Origin of the sequence: Streptomyces brasiliensis (assembly GCF_014647875.1) — a bacterium.
GTDB classification, from domain to species: Bacteria; Actinomycetota; Actinomycetes; order Streptomycetales; family Streptomycetaceae; genus Streptomyces; species Streptomyces brasiliensis.
On record NZ_BMQA01000003.1, the window covers coordinates 166,935 to 187,623 of the forward strand.

Annotated in this window: 24 protein-coding genes and 1 pseudogene; 6 read left to right on the forward strand and 19 right to left on the reverse strand. The window is 71.3% G+C overall.

Annotated elements, in window-relative coordinates; genetic code table 11:
* Positions 1-56: 56 nt before the first annotated feature.
* Entirely contained in the window at positions 57-1,580 is a 1,524-nt protein-coding gene (locus tag IEZ19_RS06690) for a gamma-glutamyltransferase (RefSeq protein ID WP_229840013.1), read from the forward strand.
* Between the two features lie 388 nt (positions 1,581-1,968).
* A pseudogene (locus IEZ19_RS50485) lies at positions 1,969-2,097 on the forward strand (DUF2267 domain-containing protein); the annotation flags it as partial.
* A 202-nt stretch (positions 2,098-2,299) separates the two neighbouring features.
* Here the strand turns inward: IEZ19_RS50485 and IEZ19_RS06695 are convergent.
* From IEZ19_RS06695 to IEZ19_RS06785, 19 genes are all read right to left on the reverse strand, one after another.
* Positions 2,300-3,343, reverse strand: a complete 1,044-nt coding sequence (locus IEZ19_RS06695; RefSeq protein ID WP_189310064.1) for a SpaA isopeptide-forming pilin-related protein — start codon at positions 3,341-3,343, stop codon at positions 2,300-2,302.
* Between the two features lie 65 nt (positions 3,344-3,408).
* Positions 3,409-3,897 (reverse strand): hypothetical protein, encoded by a 489-nt coding sequence (locus tag IEZ19_RS06700; protein WP_189310065.1) that lies wholly within the window; start codon positions 3,895-3,897, stop codon positions 3,409-3,411.
* Positions 3,898-3,927: 30 nt separating this feature from the next.
* Positions 3,928-4,797 carry an SPDY domain-containing protein gene (locus IEZ19_RS06705; RefSeq protein WP_189310066.1) on the reverse strand — a complete coding sequence of 290 codons (870 nt, stop codon included), beginning with the start codon at positions 4,795-4,797 and terminating at the stop codon, positions 3,928-3,930.
* 31 nt (positions 4,798-4,828) lie between these two features.
* Positions 4,829-5,449 (reverse strand): HAD-IA family hydrolase, encoded by a 621-nt coding sequence (locus IEZ19_RS06710; protein ID WP_189310067.1) that lies wholly within the window; start codon positions 5,447-5,449, stop codon positions 4,829-4,831.
* Positions 5,446-6,591 carry an MFS transporter gene (locus IEZ19_RS06715; protein ID WP_189310068.1) on the reverse strand — a complete coding sequence of 382 codons (1,146 nt, stop codon included), beginning with the start codon at positions 6,589-6,591 and terminating at the stop codon, positions 5,446-5,448. The genes IEZ19_RS06710 and IEZ19_RS06715 overlap by 4 nt, the downstream gene beginning before the upstream one ends.
* On the reverse strand, positions 6,588-7,814 hold the full coding sequence (locus IEZ19_RS06720; protein ID WP_189310319.1) for an ATP-grasp domain-containing protein: 1,227 nt from the start codon (positions 7,812-7,814) through the stop codon (positions 6,588-6,590). Before IEZ19_RS06720 ends, IEZ19_RS06715 begins: the two co-directional genes overlap by 4 nt.
* Positions 7,815-8,022: 208 nt before the next feature.
* The gene (locus IEZ19_RS06725; protein ID WP_189310069.1) at positions 8,023-8,325 is read right to left on the reverse strand and encodes a hypothetical protein; all 303 of its coding nucleotides are present in this window, start codon (positions 8,323-8,325) and stop codon (positions 8,023-8,025) included.
* Positions 8,326-8,358: 33 nt separating this feature from the next.
* On the reverse strand, positions 8,359-9,594 hold the full coding sequence (locus IEZ19_RS06730) for an MFS transporter (RefSeq protein WP_189310070.1): 1,236 nt from the start codon (positions 9,592-9,594) through the stop codon (positions 8,359-8,361).
* Entirely contained in the window at positions 9,591-10,100 is a 510-nt protein-coding gene (locus tag IEZ19_RS06735) for a regulator (RefSeq protein WP_189310071.1), read from the reverse strand. The genes IEZ19_RS06730 and IEZ19_RS06735 overlap by 4 nt, the downstream gene beginning before the upstream one ends.
* Complete coding sequence (locus IEZ19_RS06740; RefSeq protein ID WP_189310072.1) at positions 10,097-10,939, reverse strand: winged helix-turn-helix transcriptional regulator; 843 nt, start codon at positions 10,937-10,939, stop codon at positions 10,097-10,099. Before IEZ19_RS06740 ends, IEZ19_RS06735 begins: the two co-directional genes overlap by 4 nt.
* Before the next feature lie 43 nt (positions 10,940-10,982).
* Positions 10,983-11,396: a hypothetical protein gene (locus IEZ19_RS06745; protein WP_189310073.1), complete on the reverse strand. Its 414-nt coding sequence runs from the start codon at positions 11,394-11,396 to the stop codon at positions 10,983-10,985.
* A 10-nt stretch (positions 11,397-11,406) separates the two neighbouring features.
* Complete coding sequence (locus IEZ19_RS06750; RefSeq protein ID WP_189310074.1) at positions 11,407-11,850, reverse strand: hypothetical protein; 444 nt, start codon at positions 11,848-11,850, stop codon at positions 11,407-11,409.
* Complete coding sequence (locus IEZ19_RS06755; RefSeq protein WP_189310075.1) at positions 11,847-12,329, reverse strand: hypothetical protein; 483 nt, start codon at positions 12,327-12,329, stop codon at positions 11,847-11,849. The genes IEZ19_RS06750 and IEZ19_RS06755 overlap by 4 nt, the downstream gene beginning before the upstream one ends.
* Before the next feature lie 95 nt (positions 12,330-12,424).
* Positions 12,425-12,751, reverse strand: a complete 327-nt coding sequence (locus IEZ19_RS06760) for an SH3 domain-containing protein (protein ID WP_373296924.1) — start codon at positions 12,749-12,751, stop codon at positions 12,425-12,427.
* 146 nt (positions 12,752-12,897) lie between these two features.
* Positions 12,898-13,638 (reverse strand): hypothetical protein, encoded by a 741-nt coding sequence (locus IEZ19_RS06765; protein WP_189310076.1) that lies wholly within the window; start codon positions 13,636-13,638, stop codon positions 12,898-12,900.
* A gap of 16 nt (positions 13,639-13,654) precedes the next feature.
* Positions 13,655-14,353 (reverse strand): hypothetical protein, encoded by a 699-nt coding sequence (locus tag IEZ19_RS06770; RefSeq protein WP_189310077.1) that lies wholly within the window; start codon positions 14,351-14,353, stop codon positions 13,655-13,657.
* An 18-nt stretch (positions 14,354-14,371) separates the two neighbouring features.
* Complete coding sequence (locus IEZ19_RS06775) at positions 14,372-14,857, reverse strand: hypothetical protein (RefSeq protein ID WP_189310078.1); 486 nt, start codon at positions 14,855-14,857, stop codon at positions 14,372-14,374.
* Positions 14,854-15,396 carry a DUF4913 domain-containing protein gene (locus tag IEZ19_RS06780; protein ID WP_189310321.1) on the reverse strand — a complete coding sequence of 181 codons (543 nt, stop codon included), beginning with the start codon at positions 15,394-15,396 and terminating at the stop codon, positions 14,854-14,856. The genes IEZ19_RS06775 and IEZ19_RS06780 overlap by 4 nt, the downstream gene beginning before the upstream one ends.
* Positions 15,397-15,649: 253 nt before the next feature.
* The gene (locus IEZ19_RS06785) at positions 15,650-16,405 is read right to left on the reverse strand and encodes a DNA-methyltransferase (protein WP_189310079.1); all 756 of its coding nucleotides are present in this window, start codon (positions 16,403-16,405) and stop codon (positions 15,650-15,652) included.
* Positions 16,406-16,919: 514 nt separating this feature from the next.
* Here IEZ19_RS06785 and IEZ19_RS06790 point away from each other — a divergent pair.
* From IEZ19_RS06790 to IEZ19_RS06805, 4 genes are all read left to right on the forward strand, one after another.
* Positions 16,920-18,053, forward strand: a complete 1,134-nt coding sequence (locus tag IEZ19_RS06790) for a C40 family peptidase (RefSeq protein ID WP_189310080.1) — start codon at positions 16,920-16,922, stop codon at positions 18,051-18,053.
* A 144-nt stretch (positions 18,054-18,197) separates the two neighbouring features.
* Positions 18,198-18,512: a DUF6112 family protein gene (locus IEZ19_RS06795; RefSeq protein WP_176119243.1), complete on the forward strand. Its 315-nt coding sequence runs from the start codon at positions 18,198-18,200 to the stop codon at positions 18,510-18,512.
* Entirely contained in the window at positions 18,512-19,207 is a 696-nt protein-coding gene (locus IEZ19_RS06800) for a hypothetical protein (RefSeq protein ID WP_189310081.1), read from the forward strand. Before IEZ19_RS06795 ends, IEZ19_RS06800 begins: the two co-directional genes overlap by 1 nt.
* Before the next feature lie 37 nt (positions 19,208-19,244).
* Entirely contained in the window at positions 19,245-20,627 is a 1,383-nt protein-coding gene (locus IEZ19_RS06805) for an SCO6881 family protein (RefSeq protein WP_189310082.1), read from the forward strand.
* The last annotated feature ends 62 nt before the right edge of the window (positions 20,628-20,689 follow it).

Sequence of the window (20,689 nt, forward strand, 5' to 3'; positions counted from 1 at the left end):
AGACGGCTCGATACCCGGCTCCGGGAGCGGTCTGAGCACATGCCAGAGTGAACCGCATGATCCCCGCGCACATCCCCGACGAGCCGCCGCTGACCTACCCCGACAGCTTCGACATACCAGTCCTGTTCCGAAACGGACCCGCGAAGAAGCCTCGGCGGCAGTGGCGGACGGCCAAGCACAAGGCGTGGGCGGGATCGGACGGGTTCCCGGCGGCCGACGGCTGGTACGCCCCGACTACCACGTGGCGGGAGATCATCAAGGCTGCCACCGAAGTCGGCCGCGACGTCACCCCGCACCTGCAGAACCAGCCGCGCTACGCACACGGGGAACTGGTCGCTCGGGTCTCTCCGCTGTACGCCTACCTTGGCGCGCACGTCGTCGAGCCCCGTCACCCTGTGCCTGGGGCCAAGGGCCGGCGCCTGACCTGGAACCCGGTGTACGCGCACGGCACCGAGCGCAGCGCGAAGAACGCCGCCGGCTACCGGCTGGGCATGACGATGACCGAGTGGGCCTGCCGTTCGTTGCTGGGCCTCGGCCAGACCGAGCACCTCGAACTCGGCGGGCCCATCCCCGCTCTGTACGACACGTTCAAGGACCCGAAGAAGAAGCTGCCCGACCTGTGGGGACGCCACGAGGCAGAGGAGAGGTACTGGCTGATCGAGGCCAAGGGTGGCGACGTCGGCCTGGGCACGCTCCGCAAAGGGTGGGCGCAGCTGGCGGCCGGCAGCAAGATCCTCGGCGCGTATGCGCACCGCACCGTCCTGGTCGGAGCGTCCGTACGTCCCGGTGACGATCTCTTCCTCACCATCGACCACGACCTACACCCTGGCCAGCCGCCCCTCAGCCCTGATGGGTCTGGCATCGACGAGGAGGCGGCGGGCGCGGGCAACCTGGAAGACCGCCTCGGCGACAGCGACGACGCGCTCATCGGCGCGGCCCGCGCCCAGATGCTCACCTACCTCGCCTTGCGCTCCGCTCCCGTCTCGCAACTGCGCACCGTGCCCGTGCCCGCAGACCGCACTTCTCGCCGTCGGCGCACCGGACTCACCACGCCCCTGGAGCACGACGGCCTCACCCTCGCCATGCGGGCCGATGCCCGCGGAGCAGCGCTCCAAGCCGAGCAGCACACCGTGCGCGCCGGTATCCGCTCCATAGGGCTCGACGACTTCCTCACCTGCCGCATCCCCGGAACCGAAGTGCACCTCGGCTTGTCCCGGAAGCTCTTCGCCGCCTGCGAGCGCCTCCATGAGGAAGACCTCGCCATCGCCCGGCGCACTCCAGGACTGCGCGCCGAGGACGAGCCGAGCGGTGACCAAGAGCTCAGCGACGAAGCCCAGGAAGAACGGCGGCTCACCCAGCGGCGGATCTTCCGCGAGCAGCAGGAGGAAGCCCGCCCCCGGCTGCGCCTCCTGCTCCGCGACGCCTACGAGCGGGGTGCGACGAGCGACTGGAGCAGCCTGCTGCGCCGATCCCAGGAGCCGGCACTCGACCTGGAAGGCGACGAGAGCCTCCTCGAAGCGGCGACACCAGAGACCTACCTGGCGGTCAGCCGCTACGACCTGCCCCCGGCACGCGCCTAAATCTCCACATCAGCCGATACCAAGCGTTCGGGGGTGCGCCAAGGAGCAGCTCCCCTTGCCGGCATGACAGGCGGCAGCTGGCGCCTGGCGGTTGGAGCACCGAACGCACAGAGCCGATTCGCCGCTGTGGGGGCGTAGCTGAACAGTCGGGCGCGTGATGGCATCGATCAAGGTATCGGGGTAGACCGAAGGGTGTTCGCAATGGGATCTCTGGCCGCTGCCGCGAGGGCTGCCCGGCAGCGGCCGGGCAGAACTGCGAGGGCTTCGTGCCGTCGCCTACGGCTCTGAGCGCGGCTGAATCGACAGCGACGGTCACAAGTCGGGAGACGGGGCTGCCGCCCGTGCGGCAGCCCCCCGCGGTGGTGCCCACCCGCTCGTTCGGGTCCGGGCGACCTGGGATGTCAGCGCCGGGCTCAGCGTCGTCGCCGACATCTCCGGCGACGACCTGCTGAACCGGATCCTGCTGCAGCTCCCCGCGGGCTACGACCTTCTCTTCGGTCGCCCCCAGCCAGCCTGACCAGTCGGGGCGCAGCACGACACAGCGCTCGGCCGTGCCGGTGCGAACGGTCCACGCGCGGGCCGGCCTGCGCTATGCCGGGCCAGGCATAGCGCCGGTACGCCGCACGTGCCAGATGTGGGGCAGCGGTTCGGCGTCGATAGACGTCAGCAGGCCCCCGGATGCGCTTCACGGGGGCCTGCTGGCGGTGGTTGATCTACGGCTAGTTGGTCTTGCTGTTGCTGTCGGACTCGGACTCGGCAGCCCTACGACGGCGGACAGCGACCAGGGTGACGGCGCCAGCGACGATGAAAATCCCGGCGCCTGCGGCGATCCACGGGGTGGCGTCGGCACCGGTGTGGGCGAGGGAGCCTGCCGGGGTCGCTGGCGTGGAGTCGCCGTCCGAGGACGCAGATGCAGTGGACGAAGCGTCGGTATCCGGCGTGGCGGTGCCCGGCGCTGAGGGCATGGCCCCGCCGGTCTCGCTGCCCGGCCTACCTGCAGGGGTGGACGGGGTACCGGTGGGCTCGGTGGTCGGCTTGTCCGAGGGGTGGGGCTTCGGGCTGGTCGCGGCCTTGGTGTTGGTGACGGTCACAGTCACAGGGGCGCCGGGGCCCGCAGTGAACGTCTTGGACGGCTTGTAGAGGCCGTATCCTGCGGGTGCCTTGACCTGCTTGACCCAAAACTCCGTCTTCCGGCTGGACACCGGCAGTTCCCCGGAGGCTGTGCCCTTGGCACCGGTCGTCACGGTGAGCAGCGTCGAGGTGCCGGTGCCGATGTTCACCGTTGCGCCGGACAGGAGCTTGCCGGTCTTGTCGTCCTTGGCCTGCAGGAGGACCTTGGCGGCCTTGTACGAGTCCGTGATCGTCAGCCGCGTGGTCGCCCCGGGCGTGACGATGACGTCTTGGTCGGCGACAACCTCGTAGAGCGGGCTGCCGGAGGCCGTCTCCTTGAGCCGGTAGACGCCCGGCGTGAGGTCGGGGAAGGTCAGCTTCCCCTGCGCGTCGGTTGTCCCGCGCCCGGCCTCCTGACCGGCTGAGTCGAGCAGCAGGAACGCGGCGCCGGGGAGCACATCTCCGGCCGTGGCCCTGGTGGTGATCTCGACGCTGCCCGCGTCCGCGGCCGGCGTGTCGGCAGCGACTGCCGAGGTCGAGGGTGTCGGTTCGGAGGGCTGGGCGTTCGCGGCAGGCGCCCAGGTGAGGGTACCGGTCACTGCGGCGGCGACGGCGGCGGATCGGACGGCGCCACGGACGAAACGAGCGTGCACGAGGAAGGGGACTCCTTGATCAGTTGGTGGAAGGTCGGTCACCGGACGGGGATCCAGGTCAGGACTCAGCGGGTGCGGGCTTGGCTGCGGGTGGCCGGCGGGGCGGGCGCCCGGTGCGCGGAACGGCTCGCCGCGCGGCTGGGCGTGGACGCGGCCCAGGCGCCGGGGAACCAGACGGCGGTGTACTGCTCGATGGCGTCGCGCAGCCCCGTGGTGACGGCTCCCTCCCACGGTGGTCGGCCGAGGTGGTGGTAGGTGCTGAACGTGCCGTACTGCTTGGTGTTCGGCCGGGTGTTGTTGGCTTCGTCGCGGCGGTGGAAGGTGCCGTGATCGAGGAAGCTGAGGGCGACCGCGTCGATTTCACCGCGGTCCGGGTGGATGACCGCCACCCGCAGACCGCCATAGGTGTCCGCGTGGATGGTGGCGGTGAACTCGATCCGCAGCCGCAGCGGTGCGCCCGAGACCGGGGCGGCGAAGTAGGTGGCGCCCACGACGGCGTGGTCGTGGAAGGGGAGGCACAGCTCGGCGAAGAACTCGGCGGCCTGCAGGGACAAGAGGGATCTCCGGTCGGGGATGGGCCGGCACTATCGGCGCGGGCCGGGCAGGGCCTGCCGGCTGGTGGTGCTCCAGCGCGGGACGCTGGCCGCAGGGAGCGCGGCCGGACGGCGGGATGCGGCAGCCCGCTGCACGTCAAGCGGGGTTGGGGCCTGCGGCTGCGGCGGGATGACGGGGTGGAGCTGGGCCATGCCCTCGATGTAGCTGAGGGTGTCCTGACGCCACCGGGGCAGCGGGGTCGGATCGGCGACGCATCGGGTGACTGCGGTGAGCAGGGCGACGGGGGTGTCGGTGCTGCCCGTCGCGTACCAGACGGGCCGGTCGATGGACTTGCCCGCCCACAGCTGCCAGCGGGCGTCACGGGTGGTCAGCTCGGCTTCCGGATCGAGGTCCCCGGTGGTGAACTCCAGACCGGCGAGGCCGTCCGGGGCCTGGACGGCGAAGACGCCCCAGCGGGGACGGTCGATCTCCCATCCCTGCTGTAGGAGAGGCACGACGGCGAGGAAGGGATCGTGCTCATCGGTTCCCGAGACCGGCCGGGCGAGGTAGGCGTCCGGCCCCTGTTCGTATGCGGTGGCGAGGGCGGTGGTGAACGCTTGGACGAACTCGGTGGGGACGCGGTCGTTGAAACAGACGCCCCATGTCGGCGGTCCGAATTGGTCCTTGTAGGCGTTGATGCGCCAGAGTCCGTCGTCCTCGCCTTCGGGCAGGTAGCCCAGGCGCCCGCGGCGGTCGGGGGCGTTCACGTACACGTTGCCGAGGTCGTCGTGCTGGAGGTCCCAGCCGAGGTCGAGGAGCGGGGTGAGGGCTGGGTCGCCGGTGCCGGTCGTGGAGGCGAGGTGGCGCGGAGAAATGAAGACGTCTCCGTCTAGGGCGTGAAGGTCGTCGTGAAGGGACACGGGTTCCTGAGTGGCGGCGCGGGCGGATGAGTCAGTCAGCGGGCAACAAAGCTGTTCGGAGGCCGTCGGTGGAGCCGGTGTAGTGCAGCGTGCGCAGGCCCAAGCGGGCGGCGGCCCGGCAGTTGTCGAGGCGGTCGTCCACGAACAGCACGCGTCGTGGATCACGGATCGCGGTGGCCTGCAGCGCCTGCTGGTAAATGGCTGGGGCGGGCTTGCACAGCTGCAGGCGGGCCGAGTAGAGCGCCTGGGCCATCATGCGGCGCCAGTCGTGGGTGTCGAGCACCGTACTGAGGTGGGAGGGTGCATTGGACAACAGCACCATCGGCACTCCGGTGGCATGGGCGCGGCGCAGGACGGACACGACGCCAGCGTCGGTCGCGGTCCACATGTCGGTGTCTGCGGCCAGGAGTTCGCGCAGCAGGCGGGGGCCGGGGTGGGCGCCGAGGACGCGGGCCCAGTACGCCAGGTCGCTGAGTTGGCCGGCGTCATAGAGGTCGCGGGCGTTCCAAAAGGCACGCTGGAACGCTGCGAGATCATCTTCAGGCCACGAAGCGATACGGGCCAGCCGTAGCCACTGGGCGCGGGTGGGCTGCAGGCCGATGACGCCGTTGTAGTCGAGGATGACGGCGTCGGGGCCGGTAGGGCGGGTCAAGGGGCGGTGTTCTCCAGGGCTCGGCGGGTGAGGGCGGCGAGAGCGGCTGCGAGGAGGGAGGGCAGCAGCAGGGCCGTGGACAGGGTGGTGGCGCTGGCGAGGGCGCCGATGACGGCGGGGCCGGCGAGGAGGCCGAGGTAGCCGGTGACGGAGACCGTGGCGACGGCTCTAGGGCCGTGTCTGCCGGCGGCGGTGATCAGGGAGGGGACGGTGCCGGACAGGCCGAGTCCGAAGACCGCCCAGCCAGCCAGCGCCGCAGGCACGCTGTCGACAAGGACGCCGGTGGCCAGTCCGACGGCGGCGAGCGCCGCGCCGGTGCGGACCAAGGCAGGGGCGCCGATGGCGGCGGTGAGCCGGTCGCCGGTGAGCCGGCCGATCGCCATGCCCGTGCTGTAGAGGGCAAACGCTGTCGCGCTGAAGGCGGTTGTGGCGTGCAGCGTGTGCAGGTGCACTGCGGCCCAGTCGGCTGCCGCCCCCTCCCCCAGCAGGCTCGCAGCCGCCAGCGCCCCCAACAGCCACACACTGCCCGCCCGGCCCTGGCCGGGCCCCTGGGGCTCGGGGGGCTCGGACTGGTCGGCGCCGCTCAGCGCGAGGGTGCGCGGCCCGGCCACGAGCACGGTCGCGGTCAGCGCGAGGGCGGTGGCCAGGAACAAGGCGCTGTGGGCTGTGCGCGCCGTGGCGGCGGCCAGGGCGGCACCGCCCAGCGCGCCGATGGAGTACGCGGCGTGCAGGGAGGACATGACCGGCCGGTCAGCGGCGTTCTGGCAGCGAACCGCCGCGGTGTTGGCGGCGACGTCGAGGACACCGTGCGCGGCGCCGAAGGCGAGGGCCGCCGCGAGTAGTGAGGCCAGCGTCCGGCACTGCCCCAGCAGAGCGAGGGCTGCTGCTAGTGCTACGGCTCCGCCGATCAGGAGCAGGGGGAGTCGGTCGGGCCGGGCGAGTCGGCCGCCAGCCTGCAGTCCGGCGACCATACCGACAGCGGCGGCGAGCAGGACGAGCGACAGGCCGGCGGTGGTGAGGTGGGCGGCGTGCTGGACGGCAGGCATCCGGGCGCCCCAGACCGCCATCACCACGCCCAGGCCGAAGAAGTAGCCGGTCAGCAGGACACGGCTGCGGCGAACGGAAGCGTCGGTGCGGCTCATGCAGGGCGGCCACCTGGAACAGGCTCGTCGGTTGTGCGGGGCGCCACGTCGACCTGCAGATGGCGCACAGCCTGCTGGGCGCGGTCCTGGGCGAGGTCCGCGGTGGGCGCGGTGGTGATCAGGTAGCCGATACGGGCGGTGAACATGTTGCCGCCGTCGGCCGGGAGGAGCAGCTGGTCGCCGACCTGGTGCTGGAAGTGCACGCGTTCCAGCCAGCGCGGGCTGACGCCGTCGAATCCGAGGCGGAGCAGGGTGCCGGAGGTGTCGGGGTAGAGCAGCTGGATCGCGGCGGCCGAGGACCGGGTCGGGGTGAGGTCGGGGGCACGGCCGCAGGCGATGTCGGCGGCGGCGCGCGGTAGGTCGATGCCGGTGGCGAGCTGGACGAGGTGGCCGATCATGTCGCCGGCGATCCGGCCGTTGACCTCGACCAGCCGCGGCCTGCCGTCGACCAGCCGCATCTCGACATGGGAGACGCCGTCGGTGATCCCCAGGGCGTGGATCGCGGCGCGTGCCGCCGGGGCGACCAGGTCGAGCAGCGGGTCGGCGGCGTCGACGGAGTGGGCCAGTTCCTCGAAATACGGCGGGGCGCTGACCGTCTTGCGGGTGACGGCCACCACGGTGGTCTCACCGCCGTAGGTGACACACTCGGCCGACACCTCGGGCCCGTCGAGATATTCCTCCACCAGCACGCTGGTGGACTCGAGCCCCAGCCCGGCCGCCTGGTCGGCGAACGCGAAGGCGGCGGTGAGCTGTTCGGGGGTGTCGGCGCGGATCACCCCGATGCTGGCCGCGTGCGCGGCGGGCTTCAGCACGACCGGGTAGCCGATCCGCTCGGCCGCTGCCTCGGCCTCGGCAGGCGTGCGCACGCTCACCGAGGCAGCCGACGGAACCCCGTGCCGGGCGAACAATGCACGGGAGGTGGCCTTGTTACGGCATGCCTGCATAGCCTCCGGGACGGTGGTGGGCAGGCCGAGCTGGCGCGCGAGGCGGGCGACCGGGACGAGGTACCACTCGGTCCAAGTGAACACGCCTGCCAGGTCGTAGCGGTCGGCCAGGGCCCGGCCGGCGGCGGACAGCGCCGCCTGGTCGGTCGGGTCGGGCACGACCACGCAGTCCCGCAGGTACGGCGTCTCCCAGGAGGGCTCTTCGCCGGTGATCAGGACGATGTCGTAGGCGGCGGCCACGGACTGAAGGCAGTACCCGCGGTACGCCTCGGCCTCCATGTCGGATGCGGCGACGACCAGGACGACAGGGCGGTCGAACAAGAAAGGGCTCCTCGGAGGGGGCGTGGATGTGTGGACGGCGGACCTCGGCGGCCGAGGAACGCTGCGCCTGCCCCGCCTGCTCCAGCGCGAGCGGGACAGGCGGGGCTGAGCGGCGTAGTCGGTGCAGGGCCGGGTGCTCAGAGGGGAGGAAACGGACGGGGAGCTGTCAGTCGGCCCGGCGGCGGCGCAGCTCGAACGCGCTGGTCCAGTTCGGGTGCGCGGCGATCAGCCGCCGGGCGTAGAGGGCGGTGAAGTTGTTGTTCAGCCCGGCGACTCCGTACGGGAGTTGGCGGCGCAGGTCTTCGAAGAGGTCCTTCACGCCGACGCGTGTGGCGCCTGCGGCCAGGCGGCGGGCGGCCATGCGTTCCAGGGCGCGGTAGACGTGCGGGTTCTGCGTGTCGAAGGCGTGGAACCGCTCGGTGATGGTGCGACCGCTCGCACGGTTCATCCTGGAGACGGCGGTGGGCATGGGGTTCTCCACAGGCTGGGGAAAAGTGCAGGGTCAGGTGCGCAGGGCTGGGTCGGTGCGCAGGCGCGTGAAGGCGAGGGCCAGTCCGAGGCCCTGCAGGACGGCGCAAGCGGTGATGACGTGGCCCAGTGCGTCGGGCGGCGTGAGCGCGGTCAGTACGCCAGCAACGGGGTAGGGCAGCAGGAGGATGAGGATGGTCGCCGACAGGGTGCTGCCGAACTTCTCCGGTGGGATCAGCAGGGAGCGCAGCGTGCGCAGCACCACCGTCATGCCGCCCTCGGCCGCCATGAGGACCGCGACCAGGACAAGGTAGGAGAGGTAGTCGGGGGCTTGGGCGGCGGCGAGGGTGGCGAGCGAGGCAAGGGCCGCGCAGGCGGCGCCCACCGGCCACAGGCCCAGGCGGTCGATCGCAACCCGGCAGAGGGTGACGCTGAGGAGCGTCGCTGCGGCAGCGGCGGACCAGACCAGGCCGACGTCGGTGGTGGACTGCCCGAAGTGCTTGACGACGATCACGGGACCGGCCGCCTGGAGGAGCCCTGTGGCGAGGTTGGACAGGGTCAGCCCGGTCACGAGCCAGCCGAGCGCGGGCAGCGATCGGATGGTGCGCCACCCGGTGAGCAGCCCGGCGCTGGCCTGCCGCTTCGGCGTGCGGGCCGGGGCGACGGGCGAGGGGGGTGTGCGCAGGGCGAGCAGCGCGGCGAGAAGCGACAACACGGTGATCACCGCGAGCATCGGCGGCGGCCCGGCGAGCAGGAGCACTGCGGCGAGCGCCGGCCCGGCCAGGGTCGCAATCTGGTCGATGCCGAGCAGGACGGCCTGAACGCGATGGGCCCGCGTTCCCGCTCGGCGGCCGGCGGCGGCGCCCGCGGTCTCGGCCGCGATGTAACTGAACTCGGTGAGCACGCCCGTGACCGCCGCGAGCACCATCACGGTCACGCTCGCCACCGTGCCGGACGGGTGAAGGTGGAGCAGGACCGCGCCGGCGGCGAGAGCCATCGCACGTCCCAGGGAGGCGAGGTGGAAGACGACGGACGCCCCGCGCCGGTCGACGATCGATCCGGCCCACCCGAACGCCGCCAGCCTCGGGATCCACTCCAACGCGAACGCCGCTCCCGTGAGCGCGGCGGAGCGCGTGGTGGCCAGGACCAGCAGCGGGATGCCGTAGGTGGACATGGCGAACGCCAACGCGTCCGCCGTGCGCGGCAGGTAGATGCCGCGCAGCAGCCCGGCGGTGTGGCGTGCGTGCCGGGGTGTAACCGCTGCGCTCACGCGACCGGCTCAGGCTCGAACGCCCTGGCCACCTGGGGGTTAGCGGCCAGCCACTGGATCAGCAGCGTGCGGGGACGGGCAAGGCCCGCCGCCCCGGCGCCGGTCACGGCGGACAGCGGTGCGAGGCCATCGCCGTGCTCGGTGGTGAGCGAGGGCGCCAACAGGTCGAGGACGTGCCGGATACGGCGGCTGAACTCGCAGACGGGGGCCGGGACGGCGTGACGTCGGGCCCAGCGCGCCATCGCGTCGTACAGGTCGGCCAACTCCGTTCCACTGTCGGTGAGTTCCAGACCGGCGCCGGACGCGACCCGGATGAGACCGTGGGTGCGGGCCGTGTCGGAGGCGCTTCGCAGTTGGTGTGTGGAGAGGTCGGGCAGGGTGCCGGCCAGCCGTCGCGGCGGTATGGCGCCGTTGTCGTCGATCTCGGTGACCAGGCGGATCAAGGAGCGCGAGGCGAGAAGTTCGACGGCGTGGCGTACTTCGGCAGGGGTGAAGGGGGTGCTCATCGGCGCGGGCCTCCCGCCGGGATGGCTGCCTTCGGGCGGGCGGTCGTGGCGTGCGAGAAGAGATCGCGGTGGTGCCACGCCGGAGAGGATCCGGTCGTGCGAACGGGTGGGAGCGCCGCGGGGGCCGGCCGTGGCTGGCTGCTGAGCCACGGCCTCGGCGCGGGCGTCGCCTGCGGGTGTCCCCAGACCGGATGGTGGGACGCCTGGTCGAGGGGCTGCCCGGCGGACCAGGCGGACAGGGCTCCGAGCACGGGGCCAAGGCCATCGCCGGCTGCGGACAGCCGGTAGGGCTGGCCGATGCCCTCGGTGTCGACCAGGCCGTCGGCGACGAGCTGCCGCAGCGGCGGGTAGATGTTGGTCCAATCGCTGCTGGGCATCACGATCCGGGCCAGCGCCCGGCCGCTGACCTCCTGCCGGGACTTGAGCACCCACAGGATGGCGGCGGCGTGGCGCCGGGTGAGCAGGGTCAGGCTGTCCTCGATCTGCTCGATCGCGGGCAGCGGGCGGTCCGCCTTCTCCAGGTGTTCCTCGGCCCAGGTGACGATCACCGGCAGGACCTGCAGCAGGGCCGCACCGCGTTCGGTGTGGCGGTAGGTCACGTGCCGTGCGGTGTGTTCGGTGCGTTCGACGAGTCCGGCATCGCACAGCGACTTGAGTTTGGGGTGGAGCTGGCCGTTCTGCAGCCAGGACACCTTGGCCGCCAGCTCGCTGTAGCGCAGCGGCGGGCCGGAGAGGGCCAGGAGGATCCTCACGTTCCAGCGCGGGGTGATCATGGCAAGGGCCTCGGTGACCCGGGCGATGTCGGCGTCGGTGTCAGGGGGCAGAGCGGTGATGGCCAAGGGAGGAGCTCCTGGGTGAAGGAAAGAGAGGGATCGCCTGGGGTCAGCGGCTGTGCGCCGGGCTCGGCGCCGCAACAGGTGGAGCCGGAACGGGCGGCGAGCAAGCCGGCGGGGCATGCGTGGGGGCTGGGACGCGGGCCAGGCTTTGCAGAACGGCGGCGGCCGACTTGGCATGGACGTCGCGGACGGCGACGGCTTCGGCTAGCCGGCGTGCACCGTCGAGGAGGTGGGAGACCTCGTGCGGGCCGATCTGCCGCTCGGGGTGGAGGAGCCGGGCGAGGTGGTCGCGGTGGACGTCGATGCTGCGCTCGGCGAGGGCGAGGCCCTCGTGCATGCCGAGCAGGGCGGAGAGCATGCCGGGCGGCTGGTCCTGGGCGTGGGCTTCGAGGTCGGCGAGCGGCGCGCCGTACAGGTCCTCGATCCGTCCGGCTATGTCGGTGGACGTGAGGTGGGGCAAGCGTGGGCTTTCACGGTCGGCGGGCCCGGGCCGCCCCGGCACGCTGGGGTGCCGGGGCGGCAGACGGGGGCAGGGTCGCGATGGCCCTGAGCTGTGCCGTGCGGACGGGACGTTCCTGCTGGGCAGGCGGGGGCATGGTGCGCAGCAGTTCGCCGAGGGCGGCGCGGTAGCCGTCGCGGGCCTCCAGGGCTGCTTCCAGCCACTGCGCGTCGAAGCGGAGCTTGTCCGTCGACAGTTCGCCCATGTCGCGGTCCGGGTCCATGTCGGCGTGGACCCGGTCGCGGACGCGGGCGACCTGCTCCTCGGTGAGCGCCAGGAATGAACGCAGCTCCAGGGCACGTGCGAGCGCGGGGGAAGCATCCTGGCCGGCAGCCGCCTCGTACAGCTCGGGTACCGGGTTGCCGAAGACCTTCTGCAGGTCGTCGTCCATGGTGCTGGCCTTGTCCCGGCTCATCGGGCGGCCCTCGTCGACCGCCACGCCGACGCCGGTGCGGATGTACCGGCGGGACGGTGCGGAGCGCTGGTCTGCACCGCCGGGCCGGTGCGGGGCCGGAGGCGGGCGAGGCGCTGGGCGGCAAGGTCCTTCTTCCCCGGAGCGTCCGGGTCGAGGAGCCACCGCACGACCATGGCCCGGCCGTCGCGGGCGGTGACGGCCGCGTTCACCCGGTGGGCGAGGCCCATCGTCGGATCGTCGACCTCGCTGGGCTGGGTCTGCAGCGCAGCAACAAGATCGTCCTCCGCACGGTCCAGCACGGACTGGGCCTCGACGAGAAGGCCGTGCCACTTGACGACGTCGGTGGCCTCGGGATTCGCGGTCGGCGCGGCGGCGACCGCGGACTTCAACTGATCCATGCCCATGCCGAAACGCGCTTCGATCCGTTCGGTGAGCACGCCCACGACATCCTCAGACTCATCGGATATGCCATCGGGCAAAGGGAAATCTCCTGTTCTCAAAAGGCCGATCCCTGGGGAATGGGGGACTGCCGTACCCGGTGGCTCAGCCGCTTACGGGCACCTGCTTGGGCCTGTCAGTCCAGGCACATCCGGACGTCGCGGTAGACGTACGTGCCGGAAACCCAGCCGTTGACGCCGGTCGTCTTGTCCGTGATGTAGAGCCAGTTGCCGCTCTTCTTGTGCACGCTGAAGCGGTGGCTCTTGTAGAGCACGCCGAGCGCGGTGGAATGCGTGGTGGCCTTGGACCGGATGGTCACGGCCGCGGTGTGCACCTCGTACGGCAGCGGCGGCTGGGACGAGCAGCTGCTCGCGGGGGTCGCGCTGGCGGTGGTGGCGGACAGCAGCGGCAGAGCGAGTGCGCCGAGCATGGCTGCGGATATGGCAATTCGGGTGGAGCGCATGCGGAAGAAACCTCCGTGAAGGCATAGGGATTGCGGGGAAAGTGCCGCGGGGTTGTCCCGGCGGCTGTATAAGAGTCCGGAGATTCGCCGGTTTGGCTAACCGGCGATCGTCGGCTATGTTGCGCCGCCCTGGTCGGCTTTGACGCTCAGCGTGAGCGGCCGGGCGGGCGCGGCGCAGGGGCCTTCGGCAAGCCGGCCGGGCGGTTGGCGGCGGCTGCCGGGCGGACCGGCGGGAGAGGGCCGGCCTGGCCGGTGAGGCGGTCGTCGCACCACTGCAGTGCCTCGCCGAGCGTGTCGAAGCCGCCCTCGCGCAGGGTGTGCGTCCACGTCTCGGTGTCGACCTCTTCGACCACGACGCGGAACGGTGAGGGGGCTCGCTCGTCCAGGGCGCGCAGGGCCACGACGATGACCATGTCTTCCGGGTCGTCGCTGGTGTAGGAGTAGCCCGTCGCGTAGTGGTCGCCGTCGCCGGCGAGGCGTCGTTCCAGGGCTCGCGTGGCCTCGTCCGCCGGCGGCGGGCCCAGCGGGGCGAGGGCGATGGCATCGGGCGGACAGCCACGGTGGATGAGCCAGGACTGCGCCATCGCGGGCAGCGGCAGAGGGGCATGCTCGAAGCTGAACGTCCGCTTCTCCTGATCGCGTTGCAGATGCACGGCGAGCACCTGCGGCATGCCGGGGTGTCCCCAGGTGGCGGTGCGGTCGAACAGGACGTAGTAGCTGTGCGGGCCGTCGTGGTGTTCGGCGAGGGGAACGAGCATGTCCTCGTGGACGGCGACCTTGCGGTAGAAGTCGAGGTATTTCTCCTCGTCGGCGTCGAGGTCGTCCAGATCGAAGTCGACTTGGGGGATGGACTTCCGGTCTGGCGCCGGGTCGGTGGGAGACAACAAGAGCCTTTCGGTGAAGTCAGCGCCGCTGCGCCGGGGTGGGCCGCGATGCGCCGGGGCGAGCCGGGACCTTCGGCGCCTGCACCGTGGGGGCCCGGCGGGCGGCGAACAGCGCGGCCCGTCCGGCGTCGGTGAGCGCGACCGGCTGGCCGGCGTGCAAGGGGTGGCCGGTGTCCCGGACGACCAGGCCGGCGTCTTCCAACTGCTGCAGCTTGGCGTGGGGGATGCGGGTACCGGAGGCGGCTGTGACGGACATCCGGCCGGTCAGCAGGTGTTCGTAGAGCTTGGCGCCGCCGGCGATGGCGAGCAGCGCCGCCTGGTCATCCGTCGAGAGCTGCCGGGCGTCGGGCGCGCAAGCCGCCGCTGCTGCTTCGATGGGCTCCAGGGCGGCGAGCACCTTCCTAGCCGCGGCGTCCCGCGCGGCGGTGGCTTCTTCCAGCTGGTCCACGGTGCGGTCGATGCGCGTGAACAGGGCGCTGTCGACGTCGAACTCGCCGCTGGACAGGCGGTTGAGGAGCCGGAGGTAGAAGGTGACGCTGGTCTGGGCCTTGGCCAGTTCACGGTGCCGGTCGACCAGGTGGGCGTGCTGCTCGTCGAGGATGCCGCGGTCGCGGTAGGCCCACAGGGTGTCGATGTCGTGCCCGGTGACGGCTTGGAGGCGGTGGTCGAGCGGGGAGACCGCACGCCGGGTGGGTGCTGGCGCCGGTGGAGGGTGCATAGGCGGACCTCTGTGCGTTCAGCGGGTGTGATGGTGCGCGGGGTTGGGGGCGGGACGGGGCAGCCCCGGCAGTGCGGTGGGCGGCGGACCGGGCCGGGGCACGGGAGTGCCGGTGGTCAGCTGCGGGGAACGCGAGCGTGCCGCGTGGATGCGGGCGCTCAGCGGCCGGCGGGTCATCCCCAGGCGGCGGCCGACCTCGTCGTAGACGTCGTTGCCTGCTCGCGGCCGGATGGCGACGACGTGGATCTCCTTGGGATGCGCGGACTCCGCGGGCGCCGGGCGGACGCCGTAGACGACACGCCAGTCCTTGCGCGAGTCCACGAACAGCTTCCTGAATCCCTCCAGGTCACCGTCGAGACGCAGGCCGAAGCGCTGCGCGTTCACGACTTCCTGCAGGTAGGCGAGGGTGAGGTCGCGTATGTCGCTGGGGGCCTGGAGGAGATCGGTCAGCGCGCGGGGGTCGAAGCTCAGTGCGAAGGCGGGCTGTCCCGCTCCCGCGGTCATGACGTCGGCTCGTCCGGTTCGGCGGCTTGTGTCGTGTTCGCCGTCTCCATGCGCACGGACGGCGGCGGGCCGGGCAGAAGGCGGTGCGCGGGCCGGTCGGGCGAGGTCATGCAGGCCGACAGCGGCCCACCCGGCGCGCGGATCGCCGCGACGGCGTGGGTGAGGAAGTCCCGGTGCCACACGAACAGACCGGACAGCCCGGCTTCGGGATCCTTGTGCTGCTGGTAGGCGAGCCACAGGGCGTGGAGCCAGGCCACCACGTCGTCGTGCTCCTGCCACTGCAGGCACCAGGGAGCCACGGTGGTGACCTCCGCCCCGTACACCGGGAGGAAGAAGTCATCCACCCAGTCGGACAGGGCGTCGAGTTCGTCCTCGCGTTCTTCTCCGTCGAGTTCCAGGATCGGGCGGGGCTCCGGTGGAGCGGCGGGAGGCGGCCCACCGAGTCCGGGCATGCCGAAGGCCGCGAACGGTGATCCGCTGGGCGGCGGGGCGGACGCGAGGTGGTCGAGCTGCTGAGCCTGTTGCGCCGACTGCTCCATGAGCCGCCGCACGCTCGCCTCGATTCCCTCCAGCTGTCGATCCGGAATACGAACCGGCTCCAACTCGCCATCGTCAGGCGACTTTGTTGATTCGGGCATTGATAAGCTCGGCCTCCTACGAGACACGGGATGAGAAAAGGACGGAAGCGTCTGCGCGCGGCCCATCCGGCGAGTTGCACGGCCACTGCGGCGGTATTTCGCCGACGGCTACGCTTGGGGAGCCGGTCGCCTTGGCAGCAGGCAAGGACGGGGCTCAGCCGGTAAGGTCCACGTCGTCCTGCGTAAGGGCTTCGCGGATCGTCTCGGTGAGCCGGTCGGCCGCGATCGACGCGTAGTGCTCGGTCTTCTCCACGCCGATGAAGTCCCGGCCTTCCAGCAGAGCGGCCACGCCCGTGGAGCCGGAGCCGGCGCAGAAGTCGAGGACCGTGCCGCCCTCGGGGCTGATCTTGACCAGCTCGCGCATCACCTCGACCGGCTTCTGCGTGATGTGCCGGCGCTGCGCGCCCGAGGGCTGCGACGCCGAGTACATGCCGGGCAGATAGACCGGGTTCCGGGAGCCGTCGATCGCCCCCTTCGACGCCCAGACGATGAACTCGCAGTTCTGGGTGAAGCGGCCCTTCTGCGGCCTGGCCTGCGGCTTGTGCCAGGCAAGCACGCCGCGCCACAGCCACCCGGCGGCCTGGATCGCGTCCGTCGTCGTCGGGAGCTGACGCCAGTCGGTGAACAGCAGCGCGGTCCCGCCGGTCTTCGTCAGACGGTGCGCTTCGGTCATGATCTGCGTGAGCCAGAACGCGTAGGACCTCTGGTCCATGTTCTCGCCGGTGAAGTCGGCGAGGTCGTTCTTGGCATCGGCGGAGGTGTATTTCTGCTTCGCGGAGCGGGTGGTGCGCTCCTTCGCGGTCCGGCCACCGCTGTTGTACGGCGGGTCGGTGATGACGGAGTCGACGCAGCCGTCCGGAAGGCCGGAGAGAACGGCCAGGGCGTCGCCCTGGTGAAGGGAAAAAGGCAAAGAGGGGCCCCTATTCGGGTGCGGATTCACGGGGGGAACTAGCCGCCTCGCACAGGAGTCCTCGCGGGCCGGAAGTGGGCGTGCAGAAGCCCAGGGCCGCAGACCGAGGAGGCGAGGGGGAGTCCAAAAACTGTAGAGGTGAATCCGCCGACGACCAAGAAGTGCCGTGCGGGGGTGCCGGATTCCGGCACCTCGCGCCAGCTTTTTGGTCAACCGCCAATCCGCATCTACTGTTTTTGAACCGCCCGGCGCACACCGCCGCTGGCTACTCCCCCGCCACACCTCACGGAGGTACCCCCTTGCCCCGGCACACCTAGCTCACGGCCCGGCCAGCTGGAGCGAGCGGCAACTCGCCCCGCGTCGGTCCGCCTTGATCGCCCACCCGGCCGCCGCGCCCTTCCACCCCGCCTCGCGCACGCGGCACGCCGGACACCGCACCCCCGAAGGACACGCTCATGACGTCTCGCTACCCACCCCTGCCCGACCTCGCTGACCCGCGAGCGGTCCGCTCCGGTTGAAGGCGCTCGCCGCCGGCATCGGCGTCGTCTTCCTCTCCCCGCTCCTGCTCGCCGGCACCGGCATGATGATGGCGTCCTCCGCCGACGCCGTTCAAAGCAGCAGCAGCTCCCTCATCTGCCTGAACGACATCGACACCAGCAAGGTCGCCGAGCAGGTCACCGAGATCCTCGACGGGGCGTCCGGCAAGAACGTCCACGTCGAGGGCCTGGGCCTGCCCGCCGAGCAGGTTCCCAATGCCCAGACGATCGTGGCCACCGGTATCAGCCTCGACGTCCCCAAGAAGGGCCAGGTCATCGCGCTCGCCACGGCGATGCAGGAGTCGCGGCTGCGCAACCTCAACTACGGCGACAGGGACAGCCTTGGGTTGTTCCAGCAGCGTCCCTCCCAGGGCTGGGGCACCGCCGAGCAGATCCGTGACCCGACGTACGCGAGCGAGCAGTTCTACAAGCACCTGCTCAAGGTGCACGGCTGGCAGCAGATGACCGTCACCCAGGCCGCCCAAGCCGTCCAGCAGTCCGGCCTGCCGGACGCCTACGCGCAGTGGGAGCACCTGGCCACCGCGCTGCAGGAAGCCATCGCCAAGACGTTCCCCGGCGCCGGAAACGACAAGGACGCCAAGGATCCGAACCCAGGCAAGGAGCCGGGAGCTGGCACCACCGGGTGTGCTCCGGGCCAGGACGGCTCCGGCTTCGGCCCGATCCCCGAGGGCAGCGTCCCGAAGGGATACAAGATCCCCAAGGACGCCCACCCGAAGGCGCGCAAGGCCATCGAGTGGGCGATGCACCAGCTCGGCACCCTCTACCAGTGGGGCGGATCCTGCACCAACGCCCACGGCCCGGACCCGATGGGCCGCTGCGACTGCAGCTCGCTGATGCAGCAGGCGTACGCGCACGCCGGCGTCACGCTCTCCCGCACCACGTACACGCAGGTCAACGAGGGCAAGGCGGTCTCGCCCGCCCAGCTCAAGCCCGGTGACCTCATCTTCAGCCGCGGCACCGCCGCCCGGCCTGAGCATGTCGGCATGTACATCGGCGAGGGCCTCGTGATCGAGGCACCGCGCACATCAAAGCCGGTCCGGATCACCCCGATCAAGGACTGGACGATTCTCGCCGCCCGCCGCGTCATCTGACGCCACCGCGCCAGGGCACCGCCCGGGCGGGCCGCCGCCGCGGCGATCTCCCGCGCCCCGAGCGCATCTCCCCACCCCCTCTGCTTCCCCTCTTCTCGCTGGCCCCTCGTCTGGCCCGCGTATGCAAGGAGCCCCGCCACACCTATGTCCCTCCCTCTCGCAGACCGCGTCATCCAGCTCGCCTACGACCCAGGGATCTCGCCCCAGGGCGGCGGCCTGCCCGGCCTGAGCGTGCTGAAGAACGTCGTCAACTCGATCAACATGTTCGGGATCATCGCCGTCGTCGGCGCCCTCGCCGTCTCGCTCGGCGTGTGGGCCTGGGGCCACCACACCGGCGGCCACCAGGCCGAGGCCAACGGCAAGAAGGGCGCCGTCGTCGCCGCCGGCGCCGCCCTCGGCCTCGGCGCCGCGAACGGAATCGTCGCGTTCTTCTCCACCCTCGGCTCGCAGGTCCACTGATGCGGAACCGATTCCCCACCCTCTCGCTGTCCTCTTACGGCGTCGGCTGGTCGGCCCACCGGCGCATCGCCATCGTCGCTCTGGTCGTCACCGTCCTGCTCACCGTCGCCGCAGCCGTCGCCTGGCTGTCCGGCAGCGGCAACGCCCACCGGGATCCGACCGCTACCGGGCCGGCCACGACGCACAGCCCGTCCTCCTCCGAGGCCCCCGCCCCGAAACCCGAGGCCGGCTCCGGGTCCGTGCCCAAGCCTCCGCAGATCTCCGAGCCGGTCGCGTACGCCAAGGCAGCAGCCCAGATGCTGTGGTCCTACGACACCCGCGACACCAGCCGCGACCAGCAGCTCGCCGGCATGCGCGAGTGGATGACCAAGGAGCCCACCTACGCCGACTGGGCGTCCGTGTCCGGCCAGGTCCCTGATCCGTTGCTGTGGTCGCGGATGGCCGACCAGGACCAGCACGCCACCGCCCGCGTCACCGAAGGCCACTACCCGGGCGCGTTCAAGCAGGCCCTCGCCGAGGACCCCTCGGCGATCACCGAGGCGTACATCTACGTCGTCACCGTCAACGGCAAGCAGCAGATCGCCTGGAAGAAGGGCGGCGGCGGAGCCGAGGACCGCGCCGTGACCCTCGCCGTGCAGTGCCGCCCCGGCCACGACTGTGCCCTGGCCGCCATCGCTCCGAGCGTCACGCAGTGACCCGCGCCTGACACGAGACAAGGAGGAGTAATTCCCCGTGGGTTTCTGTGATTACCCCCTGGCGGACAAGCTCTGTGCCGTCGGCGACGCGGTCGATTTCGCCTCGGACCCTGGCAAGGCCATCGGTGACTGGATGGCGAAGTCCGCAGGTGAGCTGGCTGCGGCAGCGGCCGACTTGGCCGCCAAGGCGGTCAACACCACCACGAGGGTCGACCTGAACGCCGGATGGTTCCGCGACAACTACGAGATGCTGCTGCCGCTGGGCCTGGTCCTGCTGGTCGCCACCTTCTTCGCGCAGCTCGTCCGGGCCGCCGTCAGACGCGACGGACAAGCCCTCACCCAGGCGTTCACCGGCACCATGTCAGGGGTCCTGTTCGCGTTCTGCGCCATCGCCCTGACCACGGTCGCCGTCGAAGTCGTCGACGCCGTCAGCGACGGCCTGTTCAAGACCGCGCACCTGAGCATCGAGTCGGCCGTGCGCCGCATCGTGAAGGTCAGCCAGATCGGATCCCTGGCCGGACTCGGCTGGCTCGTCCCGGTCGTCGTCGGTCTCGGCGCCGCCATCGGAGCCTTCCTCTACTGGTGCGTGATGATGGTCCGCAAGGTCGGCATCCTCGTCATGGTCACCCTGGCCGTCTTCGCGTCCGCCGGTGGCGGCTGGGAAGTCGCACGCCGCTGGCGCAAGGGCTGGATCGAAGCCACCGCCACCCTGGTCGTCAGCAAGCTGCTGATGACTGTGATCTTCGTGCTCGGCATCGCCGCCATGGGCAAGACCGACGCCACCGACGGCATCGCCGCCCTCGCCGACGTCATGTCCGGCATCGTGATCATGATCCTGGTCCTGCTGTGCCCCTATGCCGTCTTCAAGTTCGTGCACTGGGCGGCCGACGGCACCGACGGCGAGTCCATCCACCGAGCCGGCGGAGCCGGAGCGCAGATCGCCAAGGCCCACGCCGAGAACGCCGCCCGCAAAACCGCGGCAGCAGCAGCCACCGCCGGGACCGGCGGCGCAGCAGCCGGAGCGGGTGTCGCCGCCGCGCAAGGCCCCGACGCCGTAGGCGGAGGCGGATTCCCCGGCGACATCGCCGCCAACCCGACCGGCGACAGCGGCGGCAGCAAGGACGCTTCGCAGGGTGGCGGAACGGGCGGCTCGCCCGGTGGCGGTGCCATGAAGTCCGGCCTGGAGAAGGCCGTCCAGCCCGCGCCGACGAGCGTCTCCGAAGACACCAGCGGCCAGGTGGGCGGCAGCCCGGGGCCGGGCGGATCCGGCGCGAGCGCCGCGTCCGGCCAGCAAGGCGGCTGGCAGTCAGTGCCGCCGACCACGACCCCGCCGCCGCAAGGCGCACCACCGTCCCCTGGGGCACAGAACGCCACGCCCGGCGGGACGGCCTCACCGCCGCCGCCTGCGACCGGCCTGTGATCCCCTGTCCGTCTACCGGGGCGGGACGTGGACTGCACCTCCCGCCCCCGGGTTCCACCCGC